The following is a 26,620-nucleotide window of genomic DNA, read 5'->3' as shown; positions in this document are numbered from 1 at the left end:
GCAGTCCTAAATGATTTACAAACACCTCTTCCTTGTCTTCCTTGTCCTCCTTGTCTTCCTTGTCTCCCTTGTTTGGATCTCAAATAGGATTGCTATATTTCTAGCAATGTATAAAAAATCCAGATAATCTTAGTTTATTTAAATAAACTAAACATCTAATCGAACGAGCAAAAATTTACATCTAATATGGCAAAAACCGAAAAACAAAAAATGCTTTCAGGCGAACTATATCTTGCTACAGACACAGAACTGCTGAACGAGAGAAAAATAGCAAGTCGCCTGCTCAGAACGTATAACTCAACAACGGAAGAACAAAAGGAAGAGCGATCGCAAATCTTGCAAGAATTATTTGGAGAAATAGGGCAAGGAACATATATCACACCGCCATTTTACTGCGACTATGGTAAAAACATTTATGCTGGCGACGAACTATACATGAATTTTGGTTGTGTCATTTTAGACTGCAACACAGTTCATATAGGCAACAACGTTTTGTTCGCTCCATATGTTCAGATTTATACAGCCCATCATCCAGTAGAACCAGACATTCGGCTTTCAGGTAAAGAACTGGCATCTCCAATTAGAATTGGTAACAATGTGTGGATTGGAGGTAATGCCATTATTTGTCCCGGTGTGACTGTTGGTGATAATACTACTATTGGTGCGGGGAGTGTAGTGACAAAAGATATACCTGCCAATGTTGTTGCTGTTGGCAATCCCTGTAGGGTCATCCGGCAGTTATAATTTGAAATAAAAATTCAATTAATGTTTTTAAATGGAAATACATCTAAGAGAAATGCATTTGTACACCTTACTAGAAAAGCAAGTTTTCTTTGAAAAATTGTAAATTTATGAATGATAAGTACACAATTTTTAAAGAATATCTGAAAGCCAGATAAGATATGCTTTTCCAGATGACTTGCACGCTCAGACAATGCCATAGGCTCAATGCTTTTGTTAGACAAGATGATGTGCTGGGAATTTTAACTGTAAGTAGTTGTCGTAAAATGTTATGAGCGCAAAAGTTGATGGAACTGTAAAAATCGCTGGGTACCAAATCATAGAGCAAATATACTCAGGCTCGCGGACTCAAGTATATCGAGCTATCAGAGAATCTCTTTGCCAACCAGTTGTCATCAAGCTCTTAAAACGAGAATATCCAACCTTCAGCGAACTAGTACAGTTTCGCAACCAATATACGCTTGCCAAAAACCTAGATATTCCCGGTATCATCAAACCCTACAGCCTAGAAACCTACCAAAATGGCTATGCCCTAGTCATGGAGGACTTTGGTGGCATTTCCTTGCGGGAATTTAGCAAAAGACAACCACTGAGTTTGGAGCAGTTCCTTCCCATTGCGCTGCAAGTCACAGACACTTTACACCAACTGCATCAACAGCGTGTTATACACAAAGATATTAAGCCTGCTAATATTTTGATTCATTCTCAAACTGGAGAAGTTAGGCTCATTGACTTCAGTATTGCCTCGCTGCTCCCACGAGAAACCCAGGAAATCCATTGCCTCAATGGGCTTGAGGGAACTCTAGCGTATTTGTCGCCAGAGCAAACCGGACGGATGAACCGAGGCATTGACTACCGCAGCGACTTCTATTCCTTAGGCGTGACTTTTTTTGAACTGCTGAGCGGACAACTACCCTTTGAGTCCCGCGAACCGATGGAGTTGGTTCATTGCCATATCGCCAAAAAGCCTACCTCTATCTGTAACATCAATCCTCAAATCCCCTTGATGCTGGGAGAGATCGTCTGCAAGTTAATGGCGAAGAATGCCGAAGATCGCTACCAGAGTGCTATCGGGCTCAAACATGACTTAGTCAAGTGTGTGGAACAGTGGCGAGATACAGGCAAACACCATTGGTTTGAGCTAGGACAGCGCGATCTGAGCGATCGCTTTCTCATCAGAGAAAAACTCTACGGACGGGAATTGGAAGTGAAGGCGTTACTGGAGGCATTTGGTCATGTTGCCAATGGTAGCTGCGAACTGATGCTGGTAGCAGGTTTCTCTGGCATTGGCAAAACCGCAGTCATCAATGAAGTACATAAACCCATCGTCCGGTGGAACGGCTACTTCATCAAGGGCAAGTTCGACCAGTTCAACCGCAATATTCCTCTATCTGCTTTTGTGCAAGCCTTTCGCGATTTGATACGACAGTTGCTCAGTGAAAGCGATACCCAACTACAGCAATGGCGGAACAAGATATTAGACGCCGTTGGCGAGAACGGGCATCTCCTGCTTGAGGTGATTCCCGAACTCGAGCAGATCGTCGGCAAACAGCCCCAAAACCCCGAACTATCGGCGAGTGCTGCACAGAACCTTTTCTATCTACTGTTCCAAAAGTTCATTCAAGTCTTTACAACAGCAGAGCATCCGTTGACGATCTTTCTTGATGACTTGCAATGGGCGGATTCGGCATCGCTCAATTTGCTCAAGCTGTTGATGGCGACAAGCGATGCTCACGGCGACAAGGGAGGGGGTTATCTGTTCATAATTGGCGCATACCGCGATAACGAGGTGTTTGCGGCTCATCCACTTATATTGACCCTTGATGAAATTGAAAAGGCATCCGTCCGTGTCAATACTCTGAGCCTAGCAGCTTTAAGTCAAGCAGATGTCAATCATTTAATTGCCGATTCCCTAAGTTGTACCACACAACAGGCACTGCCATTGACAGAGTTGGTTTATCAAAAAGCCAAAGGCAATCCCTTTTTCACGACGCAGTTTCTTAAAGCCCTGCATGAGGATGGGCTGATAACCTTTGATTGGGAGGCAGGTTGCTGGCAGTGTAATGTGGCGCAAGTGAGAGCGCTTGCGCTCACCGATGATGTGGTGGAATTTATGGCACAACAACTTCAGAAATTGCCTCCCAACACTCAAGAGATATTAAAACTGGCTGCCTGTATTGGCAATCAGTTTGATTTGGGAACATTGGCGATCGTGTCGGAAAAATCGCAGATAGAAACCGCTGCCGACTTGTGGAAAGCATTGCAAGAAGGATTTATCATTCCTATCAATGAGATTTACAAGTTTTATCAGGAATCAGAATTGACAATTGAGAATTCATTTCAGCCAAGACATTCTCCGGAGCTGTGGCTGCTCGCTCCTGAGTCGTGTGGTTACAAATTCTTGCACGATCGCGTCCAGCAAGCGGCTTATTTCCTGATTCCAAAGGCACAAAAACAGTTGGCTCACTTAAAAATTGGGCAGCTATTACTCGCTCATACACCTGTTGCCAAACTTGACGAAAAGTTGTTTGAAATTGTCAATCAACTGAATATCGGCAGATCCCTCATTATCGATTTATCGGAGCAAATAGAAATCGCCCAACTCAATCTTAAAGCCGGACAAAAGGCTAGAGCCGCAACTGCCTATACAGCCGCATTGCAGTATTGTACCACAGGCATAGCCTTGTTAGCTGAAGATATGTGGCAAACGCAGTATGAATTAACCTTAGCCCTGTACGAAGGGGCTACTGAAGCCGCTTACCTGAGCGGCAACTTTGAGCAGATGAAACAATTGGCGGCAGTCATTGCAGAAAAATCTAGAAATCTGTTGGATACGGTTAAAGTCTATGAAGTTCAAATTCAAGCGGCTCAAGCCCAACATCAATTTACAGAGGCAGTACAGATAGCTCTCAAGATTGTAGAACGTTTGGGAACGAGTTTTCCAGAGCAGCCGAGTCAATCAGATATTGCACGGGCATTTGAGGCGACTCAAGCGCTACTGGCTGGAAGGCAACCGCTACACTTAATAAGTCTGCCGCAGATGACAGACCCTAATAAGTTAGCAGTTGTAAGAATTCTGGCTGCTGTCACTGCTGCTGCCTTTGTTGCGACTCCAACGCTGTTACCGTTTATTGTCCTCGAACAAGTCAATTTATCCGTTCAATATGGCAATACCTCATTTTCTGCAATTGGTTATGCCTACTATGGAATGATACTTTGTGCAATGGCAGGCGAGATGTACTGTGGATATGAGTGCGCTCAACTGGCACTTTTGTTGCTCGAACATTTCAATGCCAAAGAACTCAAATCCAGAGTCTATGTCGGAATTTACTGTTGCGTGTGGCATTGGAAAGAGCCGCTCAAGAACTCCTTACCGTATCTCCGCGAAGGCTACCAAGTTGGACTCGAAACGGGAGATTTAGAATCTGCTGCCATTTGCGGATTCATTTACATCTCATACCGTTGGTTTATGGGCAAAGAATTAAACGATCTCAGCCGCGAGAGCGCTGCTTTTCGAGAGCAACTCGCTCACCTCAACCAAGAAGGTCTAACCAGCCATCTGACAGTTTTTCAGCAAGCTATTTTGAATACAATTGGCGATTGCGCTGAACCTTGGCAGTTGAATGGAAATGCCTTTAATCGAGAGGAAATTGTGCCAGCCCTCCACCATTCGGGGGATCTAACTGCACTGTACTATTTCTATGCCAGCCAACTGAGTCTGTGTTATCTGTTTGGCAAGTTCGATCTGGCCGTGGAAGCCGCACTCACCGCCGAAAATTATATAGGTGGCGTGACAGGCTTATTCATCGTTGCGATTTGCTACACCTATGATTCTCTAGCCCACCTGGCAATCTATTCTCAGGTTGGCGAAGCACAACAGCAACACATTCTTCAACGAGTGGCGAAACACCAGGAAAAAATGAAAAAGTGGGCTGACTGTGCTTTGGAAAACTACCTGCACAAATTTTATTTAGTTGAAGCCGAGCTACACCGAGTTTTAGGGCACAAATCAGAAGCTTTAGAATTTTACGATCTTGCAATTGCGCTGGCTCAAAAACACGGCTACATCCAAGAAGAAGCACTGGCTAATGAACTAGCGGCTCAATTTTACCTCAATTGGGGCAAACAGCCCGTTGCTCAGTCATATATCACTCAAGCCTACTATGGCTATGCGCGTTGGGGCGCTAAGGCCAAAGTCGCTGACTTGGAACGACGCTATCCCCAATTCCTCGCTCCCATATTACAGCAAACCCGTTCTCCTCTCTCCACTCACGAAACTATCTTCACATTGGGGAGTGTTACCTCCACCAGTTCTGTCACTTCCAGCAGTAGCAGTGTCTCTGGTGCTTTAGATTTAGTGACCATTTTCAAAGCTTCCCAAACTCTTTCTGGGGAAATCGAACTCGAAAAACTGCTCTTTGCATTGCTGCATATCGTTATTGAAAATGCCGGAGCCGATAAGTGCGCGTTCATGCTGTTGGAGTCAGGTAGTTTGCTGATTCAAGCAATAGCAGAGCTTTCCGTTGGTGTCAGATCTCTACAGCATGAGGGAATGGACTGCGTCAATTTTTACCCAATGTTGCTCAACCCAGAGCCTGTTGAACGCTCTCAAGATGTACCCGTTGGCTTAATTAATACCGTCAAACGCAGCTTAAAACCTGTTGTGATTACTGATGCCCGGTTGCATCCCCAATTAATCAACGACCCCTATGTTCAGCGACAGCAGCCCAAGAGTCTCTTGTGCAGCCCGATTTTGCATCAGGGTAAGTTGTTTGGTGTATTGTACTTAGAAAACAATTTAGCAACTGCAGCATTTACAAGCGCTCGCGTCGAACTGCTGAACTTACTTTGCGCTCAAGTTGCAATCTCTTTAGAAAACGCCCGCCTCTATGCTCGAGAACAGAAAAAATCACTCGATCTGCAACAAGCATTAAACGATTTGCAAAACGCTCAATTACAAATTGTGCAGAGTGAAAAAATGTCAGCACTGGGCAATTTAGTCGCTGGTGTGGCTCATGAAATGAATAATCCCCTCGGTTTTATTGCTGCCAGTCTCAAACAAGCTCAACTCACTATTGCCGATCTTGTAGCACACTTAAAACTCTATCAACAAAGCCTGCCCAATGCGAGCGAGCAAATCAAAGACCATGCAGTAGAAATCGATTTGGATTATAGCTTAGAAGACCTCCCCAAGATGATCGATTCCATGAGTCTAGCGTGCATTCGCCTGACAAATATCAGCACCAGTCTCCGTACTTTCTCCCGTGCTGACAAAGATTATCCAGTGCTATTTAATATCCACGAAGGCATTGACAGTACAATACTCATTCTTAAACACCGCCTCAAAGCCAATGAAACACGTCCAGCAATTGAGGTGATAACTAAGTATGAAAATTTACCCCAAATCGAGTGTTTTCCAGGTCAGTTAAATCAGGTGTTTATGAATATTCTCGCCAATGCCATTGATGCATTAGAAGAGTCAAATAATGGACGCACTTTTGAGGAGATAAAAGCCAATTCAAATCGCATTCAAATTACCACTTTTGTTCAAGATAACCATGTGAACATTGCTATTGCTGATAATGGCAATGGCATGAATGAACAAGTTCAAGCCAAAGTTTTTGACCGCTTATTTACAACGAAAGCTGTTGGTAAAGGGACGGGATTGGGATTGGCGATCGCTCATCAAATCGTCGTCGAAAAACACCACGGTTCGCTCTGTGTGAATTCTACAGTTGGTCGGGGAACTGAATTTATCATTACCTTACCAATTCTGGCTAAGACTTAGCAAAAGCTATTGCATCCACAACCTAGTTCGGTTCACTTCCACTGACTGACTTGGTACTCAAGAGCATAAATTATTCTCCTTTCTGCTCTCAGCGCGATTTTAAAATAAAGGTGTCATCAAATTATGAGCATTATCGTACTTGGCAGCATCAATATAGACTTAGTCGCAACAACACCTCGGTTGCCAGTTGCCGGAGAAACGCTGTTGGGACAGGATTTTTTTAAGGCATCAGGTGGTAAAGGCGCAAATCAAGCAGTCGCATTAGCAAGATTGGGAATTCCTACTCATATGGTAGGGCGTGTAGGTGGAGATAGTTTTGGTGAGGAACTTGTTAATAGTTTGCAAGAATCTGGAGTGCGAACTGAGAATATATTCGTTGATGAAACGGTAAGTTCTGGGGTTGCTATCATTGCTGTAGATGTGAGGGGTGAAAATCAAATTATTGTTATTCCTGGTGCTAACGGACACGTTAATGAGGAAGATATAAAACGGTTATCGCACTTGTTACCGGAAGCTACAGCACTGCTTTTACAATTTGAAATTCCTATACCTACCGTTGTTCTGGCTGCCCAAGCAGCACAAGTGGCGGGAGTGACAGTGATACTCGATCCAGCGCCTGCGAACAAGGATGTACCAAAAGAACTTTACCCATTAGTGGATATCATTACACCCAATGAAGTTGAAGCAGGACAACTCGTGGGTTTTCCCGTGGATGGGGAAGACTCAGCAAGAAAAGCAGCTACAGTTTTGCGACAATGGGGAGTCAAAAATGCCATTGTAAAACTCGGTGCTAAAGGCGTTGTTTGTGCAACAGCAGAAGAAACCTTTTTCGTACCTGCATTTCCAGTTCGTACTGTTGACACAACTGCTGCAGGGGATGCATTTAATGGTGGTTTAGCTGCAGCACTTCACGAAGGACTTTCATTACATCAAGCAGTGGTTTGGGGTGCAGCCGCAGGTGCAATAGCTGCAACAAAACCGGGCGCACAGCCTTCTCTTCCCGATAAGATCACATTTGATGGTTTTTTAATGGCTCATAGCTAATGGCTAATGGCTAATAGTTAATACAATTAGCAATTAGCCATTAGCAATTAGCCATTAGCATTATGTTCGTATTAATGGATCACGATGGTGGTGTAGATGATTATTTAGCAACTATGCTGCTTATGACAATGGATAACGTGCAGCCTCTTGGCATTGTCGTTACTCCAGCCGATTGCTACGCGGAACCAGCTGTCAGTGCTACACGTAAAATTCTAGATCTCATGGGATGCTCTCATGTTCCCGTTGCTGAAAGTACTGTACGCGGTATCAACCCTTTCCCCCGTCTCTATCGCCGCGATTCATTTATTGTTGACCATTTCCCGATTCTCAATCAAAATGAAAGTATTCTTACACCCTTACTAGCAGAACCCGGTCAAGATTTTACGATCCGGGTGTTGCGAGAGTCACCAGAACCAGTCACTCTAATGGTTACTGGTCCTTTAACTAATGTAGCTCATGCACTCGATACAGCACCAGAGGTGGAGGCGAAAATCCAACGCATTGTCTGGATGGGAGGTGCGCTTAATGTCTCTGGGAATGTGGAAAAAAATTGGGAACCGGGACAAGATGGTTCCGCAGAATGGAATGCTTACTGGGACCCGATTTCTGTTGCAAGAGTGTGGCGATCGCAGATCGAAATTATCATGTGTCCCTTAGATTTAACCAACAACGTACCTGTAACATCAGACATAGTATACAAGATGGGGAAACAAAGACAATACCCCATATCCGATCTAGCGGGACAATGTTATGCACTCGTCATTCCCCAAGATTACTATTTTTGGGATGTGCTAGCAACAGCTTACCTGGCTCATCCAGAATTTTACGAACTGCGGGAGTGGGAAACAGAAATTGTCACAGTCGGTCTCAGCCAGGGACGTACTAAGATAGTTCCTGGAGGTCGTAAGATTTACGCCATGGATAAAGTCGATAAAGAGGCTTTTTACTCTTATATTTTGCAACAGTGGGCAAGATGAATTTTAGATTTTAGATTTTGGATTTTGGATTGATTGTGCAAATTCTGTATAGGGGAGTTGGGATTGGGAACTGAGAAATTAATACCAAAGTCCCCAATCGTCAATCCCCAATTGCCTTCAATACTACGTAGGTTTTGGGAAATAGTAGGTTGGGTTGAGCGAAGCGCGAAACCCAAGAAATGCTGATAAATGTTGGGTTTCGTGCCTCAACCCAACCTACGTAATTTCGTATTTTTATGCAAAACCTACGCAGTATTGCAATTGCCTTGCTATTTCAAAAAATTTAATCCCAAGCACAAAGCCGCAACAGTTCCTGCAACACAAATTTCTCCTTGAAAAATTTTTTCCCTGACTGATTCCACAGGAATTAAAAGAACTTCAATTTCTTCTGTAATATCTAAATTTTGTTCTCCCACTTTGGTGACATTTTCTGCTAGGAATAAGTGTATTTGATTGGTATCTTTGCTTGGTTTGTCATAAAGTGTTGATATTTTGGTGACTTGTTGGGCAAGATAACCCGTTTCTTCTTGCAGTTCTCTGATGGCTGCTGTTTCAGCGCTTTCTTGTGCTGAGTCAAAACTTCCTGCGGGAAGTTCAATGAAAAACTCACCCACCGCGTGTCTGTATTGACGGACAAAAATAATTTCCCGGTTGCTGGTAATGGGTAATATCAGGGCAACTTCCGGTTTCAAATTAACAAAATAATCGTCTATAATTTTACCGTTAGGTAAGTATAGTTTATCTCGCCTGACTTTACACCAGTAATGGTCTAAAACCATTGTTGAGTGCAAAATCTGCCATTTTTGTAACTTGGTCATGGATATAAGGGTAAAGGATGAAGAAGAAAGCATGAAATATTTTATACTTTATCCTTCATCCTTGAAACAAACATTATGCAAATAGAAGTAGAGACATTCACTGTAAACAAGCGCTTTCCTTTGACCATCAGTCGCGGTACAACGGCAAAGACAACAAATATATGGGTAAAGATTTCGCACGATGGTATAGAAGGGTGGGGAGAAGCATCGCCTTTTGGCGTAGGGACTTCTCCACAGTCAACAGAGATAATTAAAAATGCTTTACTGCAAGTCTTGCCTTCTCTTCAAAAATTCAGTCCGTTGCAAAAGCAGGCAATTGAGGTTGTTTTGAATAAATCGCGCATTCCTTCCTCTGCCAAAGCAGGCTTAGATGTAGCCTTGCATGATTGGTTGGGAAAATATGTGGGGCTACCTCTATGGCAATTATGGGGACTAGAACGAAATTCTATTGTACCTACATCAGTGACTATTGGTATTAACTCTCCTGAAGGAGCAAGGGCTAGGGCGCGAGATTGGTTGCAATTTACTGATGTCCGTGTTTTTAAGGTCAAGTTGGGGAGTCCGGATGGTATTGCGGCAGATCGGAAGATGTTATTAGCAGTGCGAGAGGAAGCACCAGATCGAGAATTGTACGTTGATGCGAATGGGGGTTGGAGTTTGGAAGATGCGGTACAAATGTGCAATTGGCTGGCAGAAATGGGTATAAAGTATGTAGAGCAACCACTGCAAAAAGGGCAGGAAGAAAGGTTAGGCAATTTAAAGAAGCAAACTTCTCTACCTATCTTTGTTGATGAAAGTTGCTTCACTAGCTCGGATATTCCCAAATTAGCAAACTATGTAGATGGAATTAATATCAAATTGATGAAATCTGGGGGCTTGACAGAAGCAATGCGGATGGTACACACAGCACGGGCGCATGGGTTGCAAGTGATGTTTGGTTGCTATTCCGACAGTACGCTAGCTAATACAGCAGCGTTACAGCTTGCCCCATTAGCTGACTATCTGGACTTAGATAGCCATCTCAATCTTCTAGATGACCCCTTTACAGGTGCAATATTGCACGAGGGGCGAGTGTTACCAAACGATTTACCAGGGGTGGGGGTACAACGCAGTGCGTCTGGCGCTTAATCAAAGAGTTGCAATTCTATTGCACGAAGGAATCCAAGGACGGCAAGGTAAAACGGGGCTTGCACTTTTACGCTATAGTGAAGCCTCGATAGTAGCAGCGATCGACCGCGAATGTGCGGGTAAATCTCTGTTGGAGCTAACGGGTATAAAGCGTGATGTACCGATAGTCTCATCGGTAGCCGAATCGCTGGAGTACAAACCGCAAGTTTTGGTTATCGGTATCGCCCCTAAAGGAGGTACTGTACCGGATGATTATTGGCATGAAATCAAAGATGCTGTTATGGCTGGGATGTCAATAGTGAACGGTTTGCACACACCACTGTCAACAATGACAGAGTTAAAAGCATTGCTAAAACCAGGACAAGTCATCTGGGATGTACGGAAAGAACCACCGAATCTGGGCGTAGCTTCTGGGATGGCACGAACTTTACCCTGTCGCCGGGTGTTGACTGTAGGAACCGATATGGCAGTGGGTAAGATGTCAACAAGTTTGGAGTTAAACTGGGCGTCACGACTGCGAGGATTGCGTTCTAAATTTTTGGCCACAGGGCAAACTGGTTTAATGTTGGAAGGTGATGGGGTAGCACTAGATGCAGTAAGGGTGGACTATGCTGCTGGTGCAGTGGAACAAATGGTTTTGCGTTATGGTAAAAATTACGACATTTTACACATTGAAGGACAGGGTTCGCTGCTGCACCCCGGTTCTACAGCAACTCTGCCGTTAATACGCGGTTCGCAACCAACGCAAATGATACTAGTCCATTGTGCCGGACAAACGGAAGTATCTAGTGGTGGTGTGTTTATTCCACCCCTATCAGAAGTTGTTCAGCTTTATGAAGCAGTCGCCCGTGCTGGAGGTGCTTTTGCAACCGTACCTGTCGCGGCTATTGCTCTCAATACCAGGCATTTGGATGAGTCGGCGGCTAAAGATGCGATCGCATCCGTGGAGGCAGAAACTCATCTTCCCTGTACAGATCCAGTTCGTTTTGGTGCTGCTAAGTTGTTGGATGCTGTATTGAAGGCGTAAGAGTTATACCCCACCCAATACTTGTCGGTTAAGCCTAAAAATACGAAAACAAGTAGGTTGGGTTGAGGAACGAAACCCAACATTGACAGACATTTGTTGGGTTTCTCCAAGGGGAAAGCCCAACCAACAATTGCCTCAGCCCTTGCAATATTAGTTTGAGAGTAGTATTTTTTCATTTCTTTTTTGAAGTTGACAAGTTTTTCTTACAGCTATTTTCAGGTAAATGAACCACATCTTTTTTATCTCACGCAAAGGCGCAAAGGCGCAAAAGGATTAAGAGTGTGGTTTAAATAAGTGAAAACCGCTGTAATAAAGATTAGTAGGGTTGAAGTTGACGAGTTCAACAATCTTTTCCTACTTCTTATACTTTTCCTACTTTAGATTTTGATTTTTATAAAATTTATATCCTTGTGAAAATCTGATAAAACTATGTGAAAGTTTAGAGAAAATCTCCACAGAATGTATATTAGAACTGTGATTTAATTTACTATCCATAATATGCAGAATGAGGGCTGAAATTTGCTAACACATTAACCAAGCAATGAGGAGAATCAATTTACAAACAAGGTTGTTTCTGGCTTTTCTCGTACCTAGTTCGGTCGCCTTAATCGCCGTCTTAAATGGAATTTACATAGCAAATCGCTTGAGTAGTTATAACACTCAACTGAGTAGAAATAACTTACCCAGCATAGATGGCTTGTGGAAGATCGACGAAGGTCAAACTCAAGTTGATAGTGCAGAAAACCTGTTGTTACAACGGCCTCTATCCTCTACCGAGCGATCGCTTGCTCAGGGCAAGATCGAAAAGGCTTGGGTTCAGATTAATGACGGATTTGAACAAGCACTCAATATTCCACCAAATGATGAACAGGAAAAGCAATTAGAAGCACAGTTTCGACAAGACTGGAAGATTTGGAAGCATGCTCATGAAATCTTTCTAGATCGAGAGGAGCAGTTTTATCAACTTGGTATCCCCGATCCCGAACAAAAGCGCCTAGAACTGCTCCTACAAGGACAAAGCAACTCCCCTGAGATGAAACGAGTGCAAGAAGCAATTGTAGCCCGCAACAAGATGCTCGAAGCCAATTTTCAGAAACGATCGTTATTCAGGCAGTCAAATAACTCTTTGCTGGCATTACTATGGAACAATGAGGAATTTGCTGCTCAAATTCAGCAGGCTTCTGCCCGCGAGGCGCAACAGGCTCAAAACGTAGCTATCCTAGTGCTGATCGTAGTGCCAATAATTGTAGGAGTTTTGGCGTGGGAATTAAGCTGGAGGATTGCTCAACCCATCGATCGACAACTTGCAGATCTGATTACAAACTTGGAACTTGCCCGTGACACGCTAGAAGAAAAAGTGGAAGAGCGCACCCAAACTTTACGGGAAACGCTGCATCGTCTCACAACAACCCAATCGCAACTGATTCAAGCTGAAAAAATGTCGAGCTTGGGGCAGTTAGTTGCAGGGATCGCTCATGAAATCAATAATCCGGTCAACTTTATTAACGGCAATCTCAAGTATGTGCAGGAGTACGCTCATCATCTGATGAACATGATGCAACTCTACCAAAAGCATTATCCCAACCCAACCAATGAGATTCAAATCGCAGCCCAGGAAATCGATCTGGGGTATGTGCAGGAAGATTTACCCAAAATACTAAACTCCATGAAACTTGGAACCGATCGCATTTGCCAGATTGTGCTGTCGCTTCGTAACTTCTCGCGGCTAGATGAAGCTGAATTCAAAGCCGTAAACATTCATGAAGGCATCGACAATACTTTGTTGATTTTGCAACATCGCCTACAAGAGAATGCTGAGTGCCCCAAAATTGAAATTGTGAAAGAGTATGGCAATTTGCCGTTGATCCCGTGCTATCCGGGACAACTCAATCAAGTGGTGATGAACATCCTCGCAAACGCCATCGATGCGCTTGAAGAGTATCACTCCAAACGAACCTTTCCAAAAATTAAGGAACACAGAAGCCAAATCGTCATTCGCACTTCAGCGCTCGATGCAGGCTGGGTGCAAATTGCAATTGCTGATAACGGCTTGGGAATGACCGAACAGGTTAAACAGCAAATTTTTAATCCCTTCTTTACCACCAAGCCAATTGGCAAGGGGACAGGTATGGGAATGTCCATCAGCTACCAAATTATCATTGAAAAACATCGTGGTAAGCTGGAATGTTTTTCAACTCTCGGTCAAGGGACAGAATTTGTCATTCAACTTCCTATTTGAAAATTACCATGATTCGCCACTGATGGAATACCTTATTATAAAGATTAATTAAAAAATTAGGCATCGCCCATAAACCTTGAAAAAGAAAGTCTATTACCCTGTGCTTATTTAAGCAATTGCTCATACAGTTAATAAAGAGCTTTTTGCATAGGTTGGATCGGCCATGAAACGGAGATGGAAGTCGCTGCTACTATCAGCTAGTTGGGTACTACTTTCCATTGGGACATCTATTATCATTATTCTCACCCATCCCCTAGTATCACCAGCAAAAGAACCTGCAGCGTCTACGACTGAAATTACCAAGACCTCTACTCCAAATAAGTCCCCAGTCGTGGTTCCAGAAGCGACGGAGACAAACACACCTGTCGTTGTTCCAACAGCGACGGAGACGAAGAAGCCAACTGAGTCAACACAACCAACGCCCTCACCAGAAGCAACTGACCCAAAGAAGCCAACGGATTCCAAGGAACCAACAACTTCAGAGGAGAAAAAGTCTGAGTCAGCTGCAGAACCTGCACCCACTCCTGAAGAAATTGCACGTCAGCAAAAATTGATAGAAGCGGATAAGCTTTACCAATCAGGACAAATTGCTTCTGCGGAAAAGCTGTATCGTGAAGCAAAAGAACCTTTTGCCACATCCTCAGAGTCTCAACAACGCAAAGAAGCAATTGTTGACCCTACACAATTGTCTCCTGGAGGTAAAGTTTACTGGCGGGAAGCAGAAGCGGGAATTGCCAGCCAGTTGTACACGAGAACTATGGTACCGCTAGAGCTTTTAGTTCAGCAATACCCCGAATTTATTCCCGGTCATATCAAATATGCTGAAGTCCTCAAACGGGACAACCAAGAAAAAAAAGCATTGGATGTCTTGGAACGTGCGGCGACGCTGTATCCCAATCAACCAGATTTAATTAGAACAAGAGTCGCTGCACTCGCAGAAGCTAAAAAATGGATGGAAGCTTCTTTAGCAGCACGTCAATTTGCTCTGCTTAACCCGAACAGTCCTCAAGCGCCTGAGTTTGCAGAACTGGCAGAGAAACATCTCAAGCGTTACAAATCACATATTAGGGCAAAAGTTAGAGGAAATACAATTGCTAACATTGTGACTGGTGTCTTGGGTTATGCCGTAACGGGTAGTCTTCTCGGTCCGTTTACTGCTCTTGACTCTACCATCATGCTCATGCGGGGAGAAAAAGCTGTTGGTGAGTCAGTGGCAAAACAGGCGCGAAAGCAACTGGATTTGGTTAAAGATGAAGCAACTTTAAAATATGTGGATGAAATTGGTCAGAAACTTGCTAAGGTTTCTGGACGTAATGACTTTAAATATGAGTTTTTTGTCATTCCTGAAGAAAGTTTAAACGCTTTTGCACTCCCTGGTGGCAAAATATTTGTTCATGCAGGTGCGATCGCAAAAACTAAATCAGAAGCTGAATTAGCTGGATTAATCGGTCACGAACTATCTCACGTCGTTCTTTCCCACGGTTTTCAACTTGTCACTCAAGGAAACCTAATTGGTAACTTAACTCAATATATTCCCTATGGCGGTACTATTGGGCAATTATTTGCCATGAGTTACAGTCGGGATATGGAACGTCAAGCAGATACTCTGGGGACACGTCTCATTGTTGCATCAGGATATGCTGCTGATGGTTTGCGGAATTTGATGGTCACACTGGATAAAGAGCAAAAATACAGACCTCCTCAATGGTTATCTTCTCATCCGGGCGGTAACGAGCGAGTCCGCTATTTAGAGAATCTCATTTCACAAAACCAATACAATCGCTACAGCTATGAGGGGGTAGCGCGTCATATGGACATTCAACAAAAGGCAAAACAGATACTTAAAGAGCAAAAAGAAAAAAAAGAACGTCTCCGGAAAAAAAAAGACAGAGTTGATGAATCAAAATGACAAACTTGATCGTCACTAGAAATATCAACTCCCTACTCTGAACCGTCGTAATATGATATCCCAATCTCTAAAGTTTTTATTTTTGAGCGGTCTTGGTTTATCTTTGCTTTTAAACCCTTCAACCGCATTTGCTCAACCCCGTAGTGGTGATGTAGTTGTACCAATAGAACCGGGTAATGGTTCTGTTAGACCAAGCACGGGAACAGACAGTTCAACGACAAGTACATCAACAACTAGCGATCGCGGTGTGCGTTTTAGCTGTCGCTACCATAACGGTAATTATACCGTTATGTACAATCCAGAAGCTTTTCCTGGTGAATACTTTCCTTGGGCAACTCCCAGAACTTTAGGTGGCGGTTGGAGTGCAGAACAGCGTTGTTACGAAATTGCCAGACGTTTGGAATCTTACCGTCCTGATGGCTTGGTAGAACTTAAGTCAGCTGTAGAAAACGGAGAAAACACAGTTTGTGTAACCACTGATGCTAGACCTGCCTGTCGAATTGTGCTGACAGTTCCTCGCGGTCAAGATCCCGATGTTGTACGCAATGGCATTTTCCAAAACCTAGTGACTGCTGATAACGGCGACCAAACCACTGCTGTCAATACCTTCACAGGTCGTGGTGGTAGTCTGGGCAATATAAGTCAAATTTTTGGTACTAAAAAACCATCTTCATCAAAAGCACCTATCAATCTGAAACCTTTCCTATCTCCTGCTGATGGTGGTACTGGGGCTAAACTCAGCAATGGCGTTAAGCTTCCTAACTCACCATCTAAACCTAGTGGTGGTACTCGCTTGAATCCTAATAAACTTCGTTAATTAAAAAGCGCTCGGACTTTTGATTCTCTTGTCAAATGGGATATTTTGCCCGTTTTACAAGAGTTATTTTTTTATTTTTAAAATTTTTTTGACTGCACGGACATCTCTTTTTACTTTATTTTAGAAAAGTAGGTTTAACAGAAACTTTTTGGGAAAAGCAGGTTTAGTAGGATGTTTTGCGAAACCCTTGATTATCCTGCTGAGAAGCTATAAACTGTGATTTAGTTCGGTTTCAGAGCTAGAAGCATCACTAAATAGCTTGTTAAACCAAGGCAATTTAATTATTAAATGCCGCAAAGATATTGTGTATCGGGGTAATGCCATTATTGCAAGTTAGATGTGGAACAGATTAAGTTGATGCGTGAAGTCAACTGTCAATCCACAAACTAGGCTTTAGCTCTTTCAAATCTCGCACTAACTAACCAAATCGAATCGTAACTTGTCATTTTTTTTTTTAACGCAAATTGAATTCGTAGTGGGGAAAGAGGATTGTAAGTATTTGATTTATCTTTTTAAGAAAAAATCTTACTTGACTGTAATTTAGAACTACAGTGGTTAGAAATTATGATGTATGGCTATGACTTCATTAATAAATGATACACGTTATTCTACAAAAAATTTGCATTTGGGACAGATATTATACGCTATAAAAAACCCTTTAAATTTCTTCAATGAAGCAAGGGAATATGGTGATATTCTTCCCTTTCGTTTAGGTTGGACACCAGTTTTAGTACTTAATAATCCAAAATACATTGAAGAGGTTTTTTGTCACCAAAACAGAGTGTTTATGAGGAAAGGTCATTTCTTGCGTAATAACTCTAAGTTACTTTTAGGTAATGGTTTGTTTCTTAGCGAAGGGCAGTTCTATCACCATCAGCGCAAATTGGCTCAACCTGCTTTCCACAGACAGATGATTGCTTCCTACGGTGAAGTGATGGTTGCAGAGACCAACCGCGTCATTGCTACTTGGCAAGATGGGCAAGAGCGCGATGTTTACCAAGAGTTTGTTGGTATCACCATGTCGATCGTCGCCAAATGTATGTTGGATACTGAATTAGATGCTGTGGCTGCAAGCAAAGTTACTGCTGCCCTAGATGCGACGATGAATCGTCTGGTAAAGCGCAGAAATGCTCTGTTTTTGGTGCCTAATTGGCTGCCCACTCCCAGTCATCTGCGATTTTGCAGAGCAGTTAAGCAGTTAGATGAAATTATTTATGACATTATTCATCAACGCTATACCAGTAAACAAGACAGAGGAAGCTTTCTTGACTTACTACTATATGCTCAACAAAAAAAAGACAACAATATAACACTACAACAATTACGGGATGAAATAATCAATATTTTTCTTGCAGGTCATGAAACTACAGCGATCGCGTTAGCTTGGATATCCTTTCTCCTCTCACAGAATCCATTAGTAGAAGCAAAATTAATCGAGGAATTACGGGCTGTTCTGAATGGAAGAAACCCCACTGTGGCAGACTTACCTCAATTACGCTACACCGAAGCAATAGCCTTAGAGGCTTTACGGCTTTATCCCCCAGTCTGGTTCTCAGAGCGTGTGGCTTTAGAGAATACGGAAATTGCTGGATATCCAGTGCCAAAAGGTACTTGGGTTTATGCCAGTCAGTGGTCTGTACACCGCAACCCTGACTTTTTTCCCGATCCGGAAAAATTCCATCCCAACCGATGGGAGGATGGCTTGGCAAAACGGCTACCTTTAGGAGCCTATTTCCCCTTTAGTCTGGGAGGGCGAACTTGTATTGGCAAGGATTTTGGCATGATGGAACTCGTTCTTCTCATAGCGACAATCTTCCAGAATTTTCAGTTAAAGCTAGTACCAGGGTATTCAGTTGAGATTCTCCCATCCTTAACGCTACGTCCTAAACACGGTATGAAAATGTTGTTAACAAGGCGTTAGGTATTGCCAGAATCCTAAGTCATAAAAAAAGCTAGTCAATAGAATTAGGTACAGAAAAAACAAAAATGCAGTTATTAGTTCCTTCCTTAAGTAAGAATTTAAGCACTTATTCTTTTCTAGAAAGAATGCAGGTTTACAAAACTCCTGTTTCTCAAATTCAGTCATTGGGAGTTTATCTTCCCGAACGCATCGTTGACAATGAAGAACTGGCTGCGATGATTGATGGCCCGATCGCACTCAAAAACAATTTACCCAAACTGATAGAACGACTCACTGGTATCAAAACTCGGCACTATGTCAAAGAAGGGACATCCCCATCTGAACTAGCAGTACAAGCGGCTTGGCGAGCTCTCGATACAGCCAACTTAAGCATCAATGATATTGATACCCTCATATTTGCAGCTACGGATACGGATATTATAGAACCTGCTACTGCTAACATTGTGCAGGCAAAGATGGGAATTTCAAGAATTAACGCTTTTGATGTTAAAAATGCTTGTAATAGTGTTTTACAAGCTCTAAATATTGCCAATAGCCTAATTGCGAATGGTGCTGCACATCGAGTTTTGATTGTCAGTGGTGAAGTTGGGAGTTATACTGTTAATCGTAAAATTTCTAGTAAAGAGGAACTTCGTACCAAACTTGGCGGATTAACCTTAGGAGATGGTGGGGCTGCGATCGTTGTTGAGCCATCAGACGGGAAATTGGGATTGCTGGAATTAAACTTAATGAGTATGGGTGAATATTGGCACTTGTGTCACATTCCCGAAGATCCAGATTGGCGTCATTGTTCTGAAAAAATATTACTTTATAAATTTTATCTAGATTTGCCTGAGTTGGCTAAATTAATACACAAGTACACCATTCCTTATTTTCAGGAATATAACTATTACCGTCAGCAAGAATTTCAAGAAAGTTCTTTTCATAAACATTTAACTTTAGTGGTGGGACATCAAATTTCTAAACGTTTTATTGAGGATGTTCGTCAGGCTTTGGAAATTCCTCCACATAAGTCGATGCTGACAGTCGAGTATTTCGGGAATACAGCTAGCACTGCGATTCCTTTAGCTTTGCACACAGCTATTGAGCAAGGATTGTTAACCAGGGGAACGGGACAAGAAGTCATGCTCTTTGGGGCTGCTAGTGGTTATAGCATTGGACATTTACGCGTGCGTATTTAAAGAGGATGTTTGAAAAGTGGTTGGCTGTGATTTTTATCACATTATTACCCCCCTTAATCCCCCCGATGTATTGGGGGGAAACAAGAAAAATTCAGTTCCCTCCCCTTGCCAAGGGGAGGGTTAGGGTGGGGTAATAAATATTTGATACATCAATCATGACTTTTCAAACATCCTCTAAAGCTTACCGTCCCCAGCCCCAGTCACTTGACCCTAGAAATATGGCAGAAGATAAAGAAAGCCGATTCCTTGAAAAACCATCAAATGGGTGGCGAATCATATTGGCACCTTCGATTGTATTAGCCATACTGATAATATCCATACCCGTTTTTTCACGATTATGGTACAGCAATCAAACTGTGTTGCCAAAACCCCGTAGGGTCATTGCTTCTAGAGTGGCAATTACTGCATTGGGACGTTTAGAGCCTCAAGGCGGAGTGACTCAGTTATCTGCTCCGAGTTCACTGACAGGTAACCAAATAGAAAAACTGTTGGTCAAAGAAGGAGACACAGTTCGAGCAGGGCAAATAGTAGCGTTCCTTCAAGGTTATGTTCAGGCAACAGCCGCATTAAATCAGGCACAATCGAAAGTGGAAGTTGCTCGAGCTCAATTAGCCCAGGTAAAAGCCGGAGCAAAGCCGGCAGATATTAAGGCTCAAAAGGCAGTATTGACACGTTTAGATACTCAATTAAAAGGAGAAGTTGCTACTCAACGAGCGACAATTGCTCGTTTACAAGCTCAATTAAACAATGCTCAAACAGAGAACGAGCGGTATCAGAATTTATACACAGAAGGTGCTATTTCAGCTTCTATTGCAGATAGTAAAAGCCTGGAATTCCAGACACTCAAACAGCAACTTGCAGAAGCTGAAGCAAATTTGAACAAGAGTGTGAGCACTCTGACTGCTCAAATAGAGGAGGCAAAAGCCAAACTCGTAGGTCTTAACCAAGTGCGTAGCGTAGATATCCAGGTGGCGCAGGCGGAACTTAAAAGTGCTATGACTGCAGTCATGCAAGCAAGAGCAGAACGAGATTTAAGTTATGTGACATCTCCTATAAATGGAAAGATTTTGAAAGTTCATACCAAAACAGGAGAAGTCATTGGCAATTCAGGAATTGTTGAGATAGGTAACACATCTCAAATGTATGTAGTAGCAGAAGTTTATCAAACAGATATTAAGAAAGTTCGCCTTGGTCAAAAAGCTACTATTACAAGCCCTGCATTTAGTAAAAGAATATCGGGAACAGTCAGCAAGATTGGTTTACAAGTTAGCAAACAGAGTATCTTAAGTCTTAATCCAGGAGTAGACACAAATCGCAGAGTGATTAAGGTAAAAATACGAATAGATCGTTCAGAGGATAGTCAACAGGTGGCAGATTTAACCAACTTACAGGTGTATATAGCTATTCAAGTATAATGATTGGCAAAATTTCCTTGGCTTGGCTACAGTTAACTTATCAAAAATTTCGTTTTCTAGTAGCTATAGCTGGTATTACTTTTGTTGTCATTTTAATGTTTACACAACTAGGGTTCCAAGATGCTCTCTATTTAAGTGCTACCCGTTTACATCATAGTCTTCAAGGAGATTTATTTTTAATTAGTTCTCAGTATAAGTCTTTAACTTCAAATCAAAGCTTTTCTCGAACTAGTTTATATCAAGTTTTAGGTTTTAATGGTGTAGCGTCAGTCAGTCCCATGCATTTGGGATTTGCTAAATTTAAAAATCCCGAAAATGATGAAAAATACTCCATATATGTCATTGGTATTGAGCCAGACAAGAATCCTATAAATTTATCAGAAGTTGCACAAAACTTAGATAAAATAAAAATTCCTGACTTCGTACTCTTCGATCGCAAGTCTCGTCCTGAATTTGGGCCAGTTGCTGAAAATTTTGAGTCAAAGCAAACTGAGCAGATAGTTGAAATATCTCCCTTTAATGCAATTAAAGGTTATAGAGTAAGAGTGGTTGGATTATTCAGTTTAGGTCCTTCTTTTGGAGTGGATGGTAATTTAATTGTTAGTGAATCAACTTTTTTAAGAATATTTTTAAATACACGTAATTATGAAATGATAGATATTGGTGCAGTGTCACTAAATCCTGGAGTAGAAAAGCAAAAAATTTTAGAAAATATCCAAGTTTCTTTACCTAAAGATGTCAAAATTTTTACAAGAGAAGAATTTATTAATTTTGAGAAAAAGTATTGGGCTACTAGAACACCCATTGGTTTTATACTTAATCTTATGTTAGTGATGGGTTTTGTTGTTGGAGTGGTTATTGTCTATCAAATTCTTTATAGTAACATATCGACTCAAATAACAGCATATGCGACTTTAAAAGCTATAGGTTATTCAAATGATTATTTTTTGAAAGTTGTATTTGAACAATCTATTATTTTAGCATTTTTTGGTTATATACCTGGATTTGCTATTTCTTTATGTATATATAATTTTGCGATGGTTTCTACTCAATTACCAATAACCATGAGTATTAATAATATGTTAATTATATTAATTACAACAAACTTTATGTGTATGGTCTCTGGAACCTTAGCTATGAACAAACTTCGTTCAGCAGATCCAGCAGATATTTTTTAAAATATTAATTCAGGAAAAAATATATAACTCCTCTCAATACTGTTCAAATAAGACTTGATCCCCCCTAGCCCCCCTAAAAAGGGGGAAATAAAGCAATTGAGAAAAAACTAGGCGATGCCGTAATCATGTCTATACAAACTCAATCCGCTTGCGCGGACTTCTATATAAATTTCAATATAAAAACTATCGGCGATCGCAGAGTCTGTTAACGCAATACCGAAACACACCTCGAAGCAGTATGTTTATAAGTTTTCATAAATAGTTTATGATTTTTAGATAATCTCTAAATAAAAAAAATTAGAAAAAACTAAGTAGGAAAAGTCAGTTTTTTAGTGAAAAGTAAGAGATATTACTAATAGTCTTGTATTCATACTTCAGTTTATGTAAGTATATGATTAGCAATCTCCACTCTTAGAAAAGCTTTGAGTAGCAAGCATTCGACTACGAAGCAAGAAGTGGACTAATTAAAATAGTGTTGCTAACCAGAAATCACTTTTTACAAGGAAGGAATTCTTATGTCACGTATTGCAATTGAGACAATGACTTCACAAACCACAGAACAAGCGGAATCCGTAATTATAACAGAGTTGAATGATGAGGAATGTGTTACCATCATGGGAGGTCGTAGTAATGCCTATGGTGGCTCTAATAACGATGTAGATGGCGCTAACAATGTGAATGTGACTGTAAATGTACTGCCGATCTTATCTCAAAACAATCTAGCAGCAAGTCTCGGCGGATTACTGAGTGGTCTTGGTTCTAGTTTAATTAGCGGTTTAGGTCTTACTCAAGCCTAAGCTAACAACTCACTTTTGAAAAGTACGGTAGTGGGATGTGCTACCACAGTTTTTTCAAACATCGTTCGTAGCAATCAATGCTGCAAGCGAAAACAGAATTAAAGTGATGCACGTCGGCACCAGTCAAAAGTCAAAGCTCAAAAATTTGTTTGTTGTGTACTTTTAACATCCCTTCAGTTATTAAGGTTGCAACTACCAGGCATTGCAGCTACAAAATTTTACTCGCTCCAAAGCATATCCTGTTTTGACTCGAAAACTTGAGAGCTTAGTTTAACGTTCCAGCGCGAGGAACGCAAGTACGGTGAGTGTCACAAGTCGAAATCTATACCAAAAATGGTTTAAAATCTGACTGTTCAAAAATTGCCAAAGTCGTAGGAGCGCTCTTGCGCCGCGCCCCTACAAATGTTATGAAACCTTTCCAAAAAGATTGGCATTGAGGTGAGCGATCGCCATATCAAGCGACTGCTCAAACAAATGGGGTTATCTACTCGACCAAAACCCTGTATCGTTGTCTATGAAATCACCCGGAAGCACTTCATTGTAGCAGACCCTGCGATTGGTCAACGCACTCTTAGCCACGCGGAATTTAAAGTAATTGCTGGTGAAGTCAGCAGCTTAAGTTTATCTACAAGGAACTCGTATAGTATTGCCACAAAGGAATTCGTCATTAGTTTCAAAGCTTCCAATCATCAAACTGAAATAGAACACGATCTTATATCCGCCCAACCATACTCCCCAGAAGGTTACCATGGATGATTTTTACTTGTAGCTAAGCCATGGTAATTTCTTAGTACTAGAGCGTCGCTACATAAATCTCACGCAACCCAGTTTGTTTGTAGATATGCTTCAAACAGTGCGTCTCTACAAATAAACTCGATTTTTGCTCTGCCAAATGAAAACTAACATGACTCGCAAACGTTTATTCCCGATCGTCGCCGCGCTTTTGCTGATTATCTTATCTTGGTGGGGTGTGCTAGCAGCGCAATCTGGATTGGCGATCCGTCACTTTGAGCTTGAGGGCGTACCTATGGTATATGTTGCGCCACGCAATGCAAACAAGATACCAGGTGTGTTAGTTGCACATGGTTATGCTGGCTCGAAACAGTTGATGTTAGCGTATGCTCATGTTTTGGCACACGCAGGTTATGCTGCTATGCTATGGGATTTTAACAGTCATGGAGCTAATGCCAACCCATTAAAACGTGATTCTCTTCAACAAAATCTTAACACTGCTTATGCAACTCTTGTAAAACAACCGGAGGTAGATGCATCACGCTTAGCATTGCTCGGTCATTCTATGGGAAGTGGTGCAGTGATGTCAGCTGGTATCCGGGATGTTAATCGCTTTGCTGCAACGATCGCTGTTTCACCCACAGGCGCAAATGTCACACTTTCTGCTCCACGCAATTTACAACTGCAAGCAGGAAGTTGGGAAGGTCGTTTTGTTGCTAATGCACGGCGGTTGCTGAAAGCAGCCGGAGGAGAAAATCAAAATTTGGCAGATGGAAGGGGGCGATCTGTGGCGATCATTCCCAATGCCGAACATATCACGATCTTATTTCGCGATCCCAGCCATCAAGCTGCTAAAAACTGGCTTGATTCTACTTTTGGAGTACAACGCAGCAGTGACTATGTTGACCGCCGAATGATTTGGTATGGCTTGCACTTGCTGGGATGGCTGGTGTTAGTGGGTGCTGTTGTTCCTCTTCTGTTGAGGGTGAGTCAGGAGAAATTAGGATTCGAGTATTTGTCTCCCAACATATCTAAACTTAAGGTAAATCAGTTGAGAAGTTGGAGCGGTGTACTCATAGCACCGTTTGTAGCCAGTGGTGTATTGACGTTACTAAGTCGTAATGGCGATATTGGCAGTTTAGGTGGTTTGCTGGTAGGTGGTGCAGTTAGTATTTGGTTTGGTGTCGCTGGCTTAGTGTGGCTACTGGTTATATTTCGCCTACCCCGTCCCACTTTACAAGCTGTAGGAATAGGAGTTGCATTGTTTGCAGTGCTGTGGATTGCATTTGGTGCGATCGCGCAGTTCGTTTGGTTGCAGTGGTGGTTAATTCCTGCACGTTTAAAGTTATTTCCCCTACTATCACTAACTTGCCTTCCTTGGTTTTTAGCATCAGGGGTGGCGCAACAAAGCATTGGAATTGAAAAACGTGCTTTGTGGTGGCTGGGGCAGAGTATGGTTTTGGTAGGAGGTTTTATTTTAGTACTTTACCTGTTGCCTGAACTAGGATTTATTGCTCTTCTGCTTCCACTGTTTCCTTTAATTATGGCAATTTTCTCTTTTAGCGCCAATATATTTAAAGAAAGTTGGAGTTATGCCATTGGCAGTGCGCTCTTGTTCGGTTGGATGCTAGCAGCCGCTTTTCCTCTGGCTAGTTAGTTTTTCTATCTAAAGGATGTACCTGCCTAGAAAATACTGCGTCACAATATCATTGTAGGATTATAACCTTATACATTTTGGTGTTGTATATTCAAAAATTTGGATTTGTTGGAGTAATTTTTCACTAATTAGCTCATAGTAAATGAATCAGAAATTATACAACACCTACATTTATCCACATAAGTGATTAAATCTCTAGTTGGTAGAAAAAAATGCCTAATAATATCAAAGAGCAAATTCAATCCGATCTTCAACAAGCAAAACAAACCGGACAGCTAAGAAGCGATCGCATTCGAGAAATTGTCAAAGCGGCGGTTTCTCAAGTAGCTTCTGAGTTTAAAGAAGGTTCAACCGAAATTCGTGCTCTTGTCAAAGACGCTATCTCTACAGTCATTGAAAACTTGCAAGACAAAGGTAGCGAAATCAAGGAAGAGGTGACAGCTTCCATTGAAGGAGCGCTAGAAGCAGTAAATAGTAAAAGACACGAAGCGATCGCAAAAACTCAAGTAGAGGTTCAGCAGCTACAGGCTAAATTGGACGAACAAGAAGATAAAATCCAACAAGAAGTAGAAGGTATACTAGCAGAAATCAAACAAACAGGTAAAGAGAAATCTTCTGCCACCAAAACTGCGGTAGATTCTGCTATTCAGGGTATCCAAGACAGTGAGGAAGTTGCTTTGCTCAAAAAACGCTATGCTCAACTGCAAGGACAGTTAGCCATTGTCCGAGCTAATATAACTGCACGTTATGGGGGACGTTCCCAAGAGGTTCAAAGCTATCTAGACGAGGCTAAGAACTGGTTTAACAAAGCTCGTCCACAAGCAGAAGTCGTAGTTGCACAGGTACAAGAAAAGCACTCTCAATTTGACGAAAAGCTAGGAGAAGCTGGTACTGCACTAGCCAGAAAAGAGCGACAAGTCAGACAAATTTTGAGAGATTTATTATTAGCAGCAGCAGACAGATTTAAAGACAAAGATTCCGTCAAAGACAAGGAAACAGTCAATAAATAGATACTGTAATTGTAGGTGGGGCTAAAGCCCACCTTTTTTTGTATTTACGAACAGCAAATCACCTTTTTTCATATCTACAAACAGGAATGGTGGGCTTTAACCCCACCTACGTCTAAGAGGTTGTTTGAAAAGTGGTTTGTTGTGATTTTAACACATTATTACCCCTCTTAGTCCCCCCTTTACAAGGGGGTAAATAAGAAAAATTCGCTTCCCTCCCCAATCCATCGGGGAGGGTTAGGGT

At 42.0% G+C, this 26,620-nt stretch carries 18 protein-coding genes; 17 read left to right on the top strand and 1 reads right to left on the bottom strand.

Annotated features, from left to right (window positions below; translation table 11 throughout):
- The first annotated feature begins 186 nt into the window (after positions 1–186).
- The 4 genes from F7734_RS48105 (at position 187) to F7734_RS48090 (ending at position 8,550) form a co-directional block, all read left to right on the top strand.
- Positions 187–744 carry a sugar O-acetyltransferase gene (locus F7734_RS48105; protein ID WP_155751419.1) on the top strand — a complete coding sequence of 186 codons (558 nt, stop codon included), beginning with the start codon at positions 187–189 and terminating at the stop codon, positions 742–744.
- Positions 745–1,012: 268 nt separating this feature from the next.
- A complete protein-coding gene (locus F7734_RS48100) occupies positions 1,013–6,529 on the top strand; it encodes an ATP-binding sensor histidine kinase (protein ID WP_155751418.1) in 5,517 nt (1,838 codons plus the stop codon).
- 123 nt (positions 6,530–6,652) lie between these two features.
- Positions 6,653–7,573 (top strand): ribokinase, encoded by a 921-nt coding sequence (gene rbsK, locus F7734_RS48095; RefSeq protein ID WP_155751417.1) that lies wholly within the window; start codon positions 6,653–6,655, stop codon positions 7,571–7,573.
- Positions 7,574–7,626: 53 nt separating this feature from the next.
- The gene (locus tag F7734_RS48090) at positions 7,627–8,550 is read left to right on the top strand and encodes a nucleoside hydrolase (RefSeq protein ID WP_166482608.1); all 924 of its coding nucleotides are present in this window, start codon (positions 7,627–7,629) and stop codon (positions 8,548–8,550) included.
- Positions 8,551–8,819: 269 nt separating this feature from the next.
- On the opposite strand, the gene F7734_RS48085 is transcribed toward F7734_RS48090, so the two are convergent.
- Entirely contained in the window at positions 8,820–9,368 is a 549-nt protein-coding gene (locus F7734_RS48085; RefSeq protein WP_155751416.1) for an NUDIX hydrolase, read from the bottom strand.
- 75 nt (positions 9,369–9,443) lie between these two features.
- Here F7734_RS48085 and F7734_RS48080 point away from each other — a divergent pair, with 75 nt between their 5' ends.
- From F7734_RS48080 to F7734_RS48020, 13 genes are all read left to right on the top strand, one after another.
- Positions 9,444–10,496 (top strand): dipeptide epimerase, encoded by a 1,053-nt coding sequence (locus F7734_RS48080; protein ID WP_155751415.1) that lies wholly within the window; start codon positions 9,444–9,446, stop codon positions 10,494–10,496.
- Positions 10,480–11,523 (top strand): DUF1611 domain-containing protein, encoded by a 1,044-nt coding sequence (locus F7734_RS48075; RefSeq protein WP_166482607.1) that lies wholly within the window; start codon positions 10,480–10,482, stop codon positions 11,521–11,523. Before F7734_RS48080 ends, F7734_RS48075 begins: the two co-directional genes overlap by 17 nt.
- Positions 11,524–12,064: 541 nt before the next feature.
- Entirely contained in the window at positions 12,065–13,762 is a 1,698-nt protein-coding gene (locus F7734_RS48070; RefSeq protein WP_155751414.1) for an ATP-binding protein, read from the top strand.
- Positions 13,763–13,925: 163 nt separating this feature from the next.
- Positions 13,926–15,671: a M48 family metalloprotease gene (locus F7734_RS48065; RefSeq protein WP_155751413.1), complete on the top strand. Its 1,746-nt coding sequence runs from the start codon at positions 13,926–13,928 to the stop codon at positions 15,669–15,671.
- Positions 15,672–15,723: 52 nt separating this feature from the next.
- Positions 15,724–16,488 (top strand): COP23 domain-containing protein, encoded by a 765-nt coding sequence (locus F7734_RS48060; RefSeq protein ID WP_155751412.1) that lies wholly within the window; start codon positions 15,724–15,726, stop codon positions 16,486–16,488.
- A gap of 577 nt (positions 16,489–17,065) precedes the next feature.
- Positions 17,066–18,409, top strand: a complete 1,344-nt coding sequence (locus tag F7734_RS48055) for a cytochrome P450 (protein WP_166482606.1) — start codon at positions 17,066–17,068, stop codon at positions 18,407–18,409.
- A 65-nt stretch (positions 18,410–18,474) separates the two neighbouring features.
- Positions 18,475–19,590 carry a ketoacyl-ACP synthase III gene (locus F7734_RS48050; RefSeq protein WP_155751410.1) on the top strand — a complete coding sequence of 372 codons (1,116 nt, stop codon included), beginning with the start codon at positions 18,475–18,477 and terminating at the stop codon, positions 19,588–19,590.
- Between the two features lie 218 nt (positions 19,591–19,808).
- The gene (locus F7734_RS48045; protein ID WP_155751420.1) at positions 19,809–21,005 is read left to right on the top strand and encodes an ABC exporter membrane fusion protein; all 1,197 of its coding nucleotides are present in this window, start codon (positions 19,809–19,811) and stop codon (positions 21,003–21,005) included.
- Positions 21,005–22,183, top strand: coding sequence for an ABC transporter permease DevC (gene devC, locus F7734_RS48040; RefSeq protein ID WP_155751409.1), 1,179 nt, complete (start codon positions 21,005–21,007; stop codon positions 22,181–22,183). Before F7734_RS48045 ends, devC begins: the two co-directional genes overlap by 1 nt.
- 515 nt (positions 22,184–22,698) lie before the next feature.
- Positions 22,699–22,980, top strand: coding sequence for a hypothetical protein (locus tag F7734_RS48035; protein WP_155751408.1), 282 nt, complete (start codon positions 22,699–22,701; stop codon positions 22,978–22,980).
- A gap of 438 nt (positions 22,981–23,418) precedes the next feature.
- On the top strand, positions 23,419–23,736 hold the full coding sequence (locus F7734_RS64550) for a hypothetical protein (protein ID WP_243147476.1): 318 nt from the start codon (positions 23,419–23,421) through the stop codon (positions 23,734–23,736).
- Positions 23,737–23,884: 148 nt separating this feature from the next.
- Positions 23,885–25,369: an alpha/beta hydrolase gene (locus F7734_RS48025; RefSeq protein WP_155751407.1), complete on the top strand. Its 1,485-nt coding sequence runs from the start codon at positions 23,885–23,887 to the stop codon at positions 25,367–25,369.
- Positions 25,370–25,581: 212 nt separating this feature from the next.
- Positions 25,582–26,379, top strand: a complete 798-nt coding sequence (locus F7734_RS48020) for a histidine kinase (RefSeq protein WP_155751406.1) — start codon at positions 25,582–25,584, stop codon at positions 26,377–26,379.
- Positions 26,380–26,620: the final 241 nt, after the last annotated feature.

It is taken from the genome of Scytonema sp. UIC 10036 (assembly GCF_009725235.1).
The sequence above is the reverse complement of the archived record's forward strand: the minus strand, read 5'-3'. Positions and strand labels throughout refer to the sequence as shown.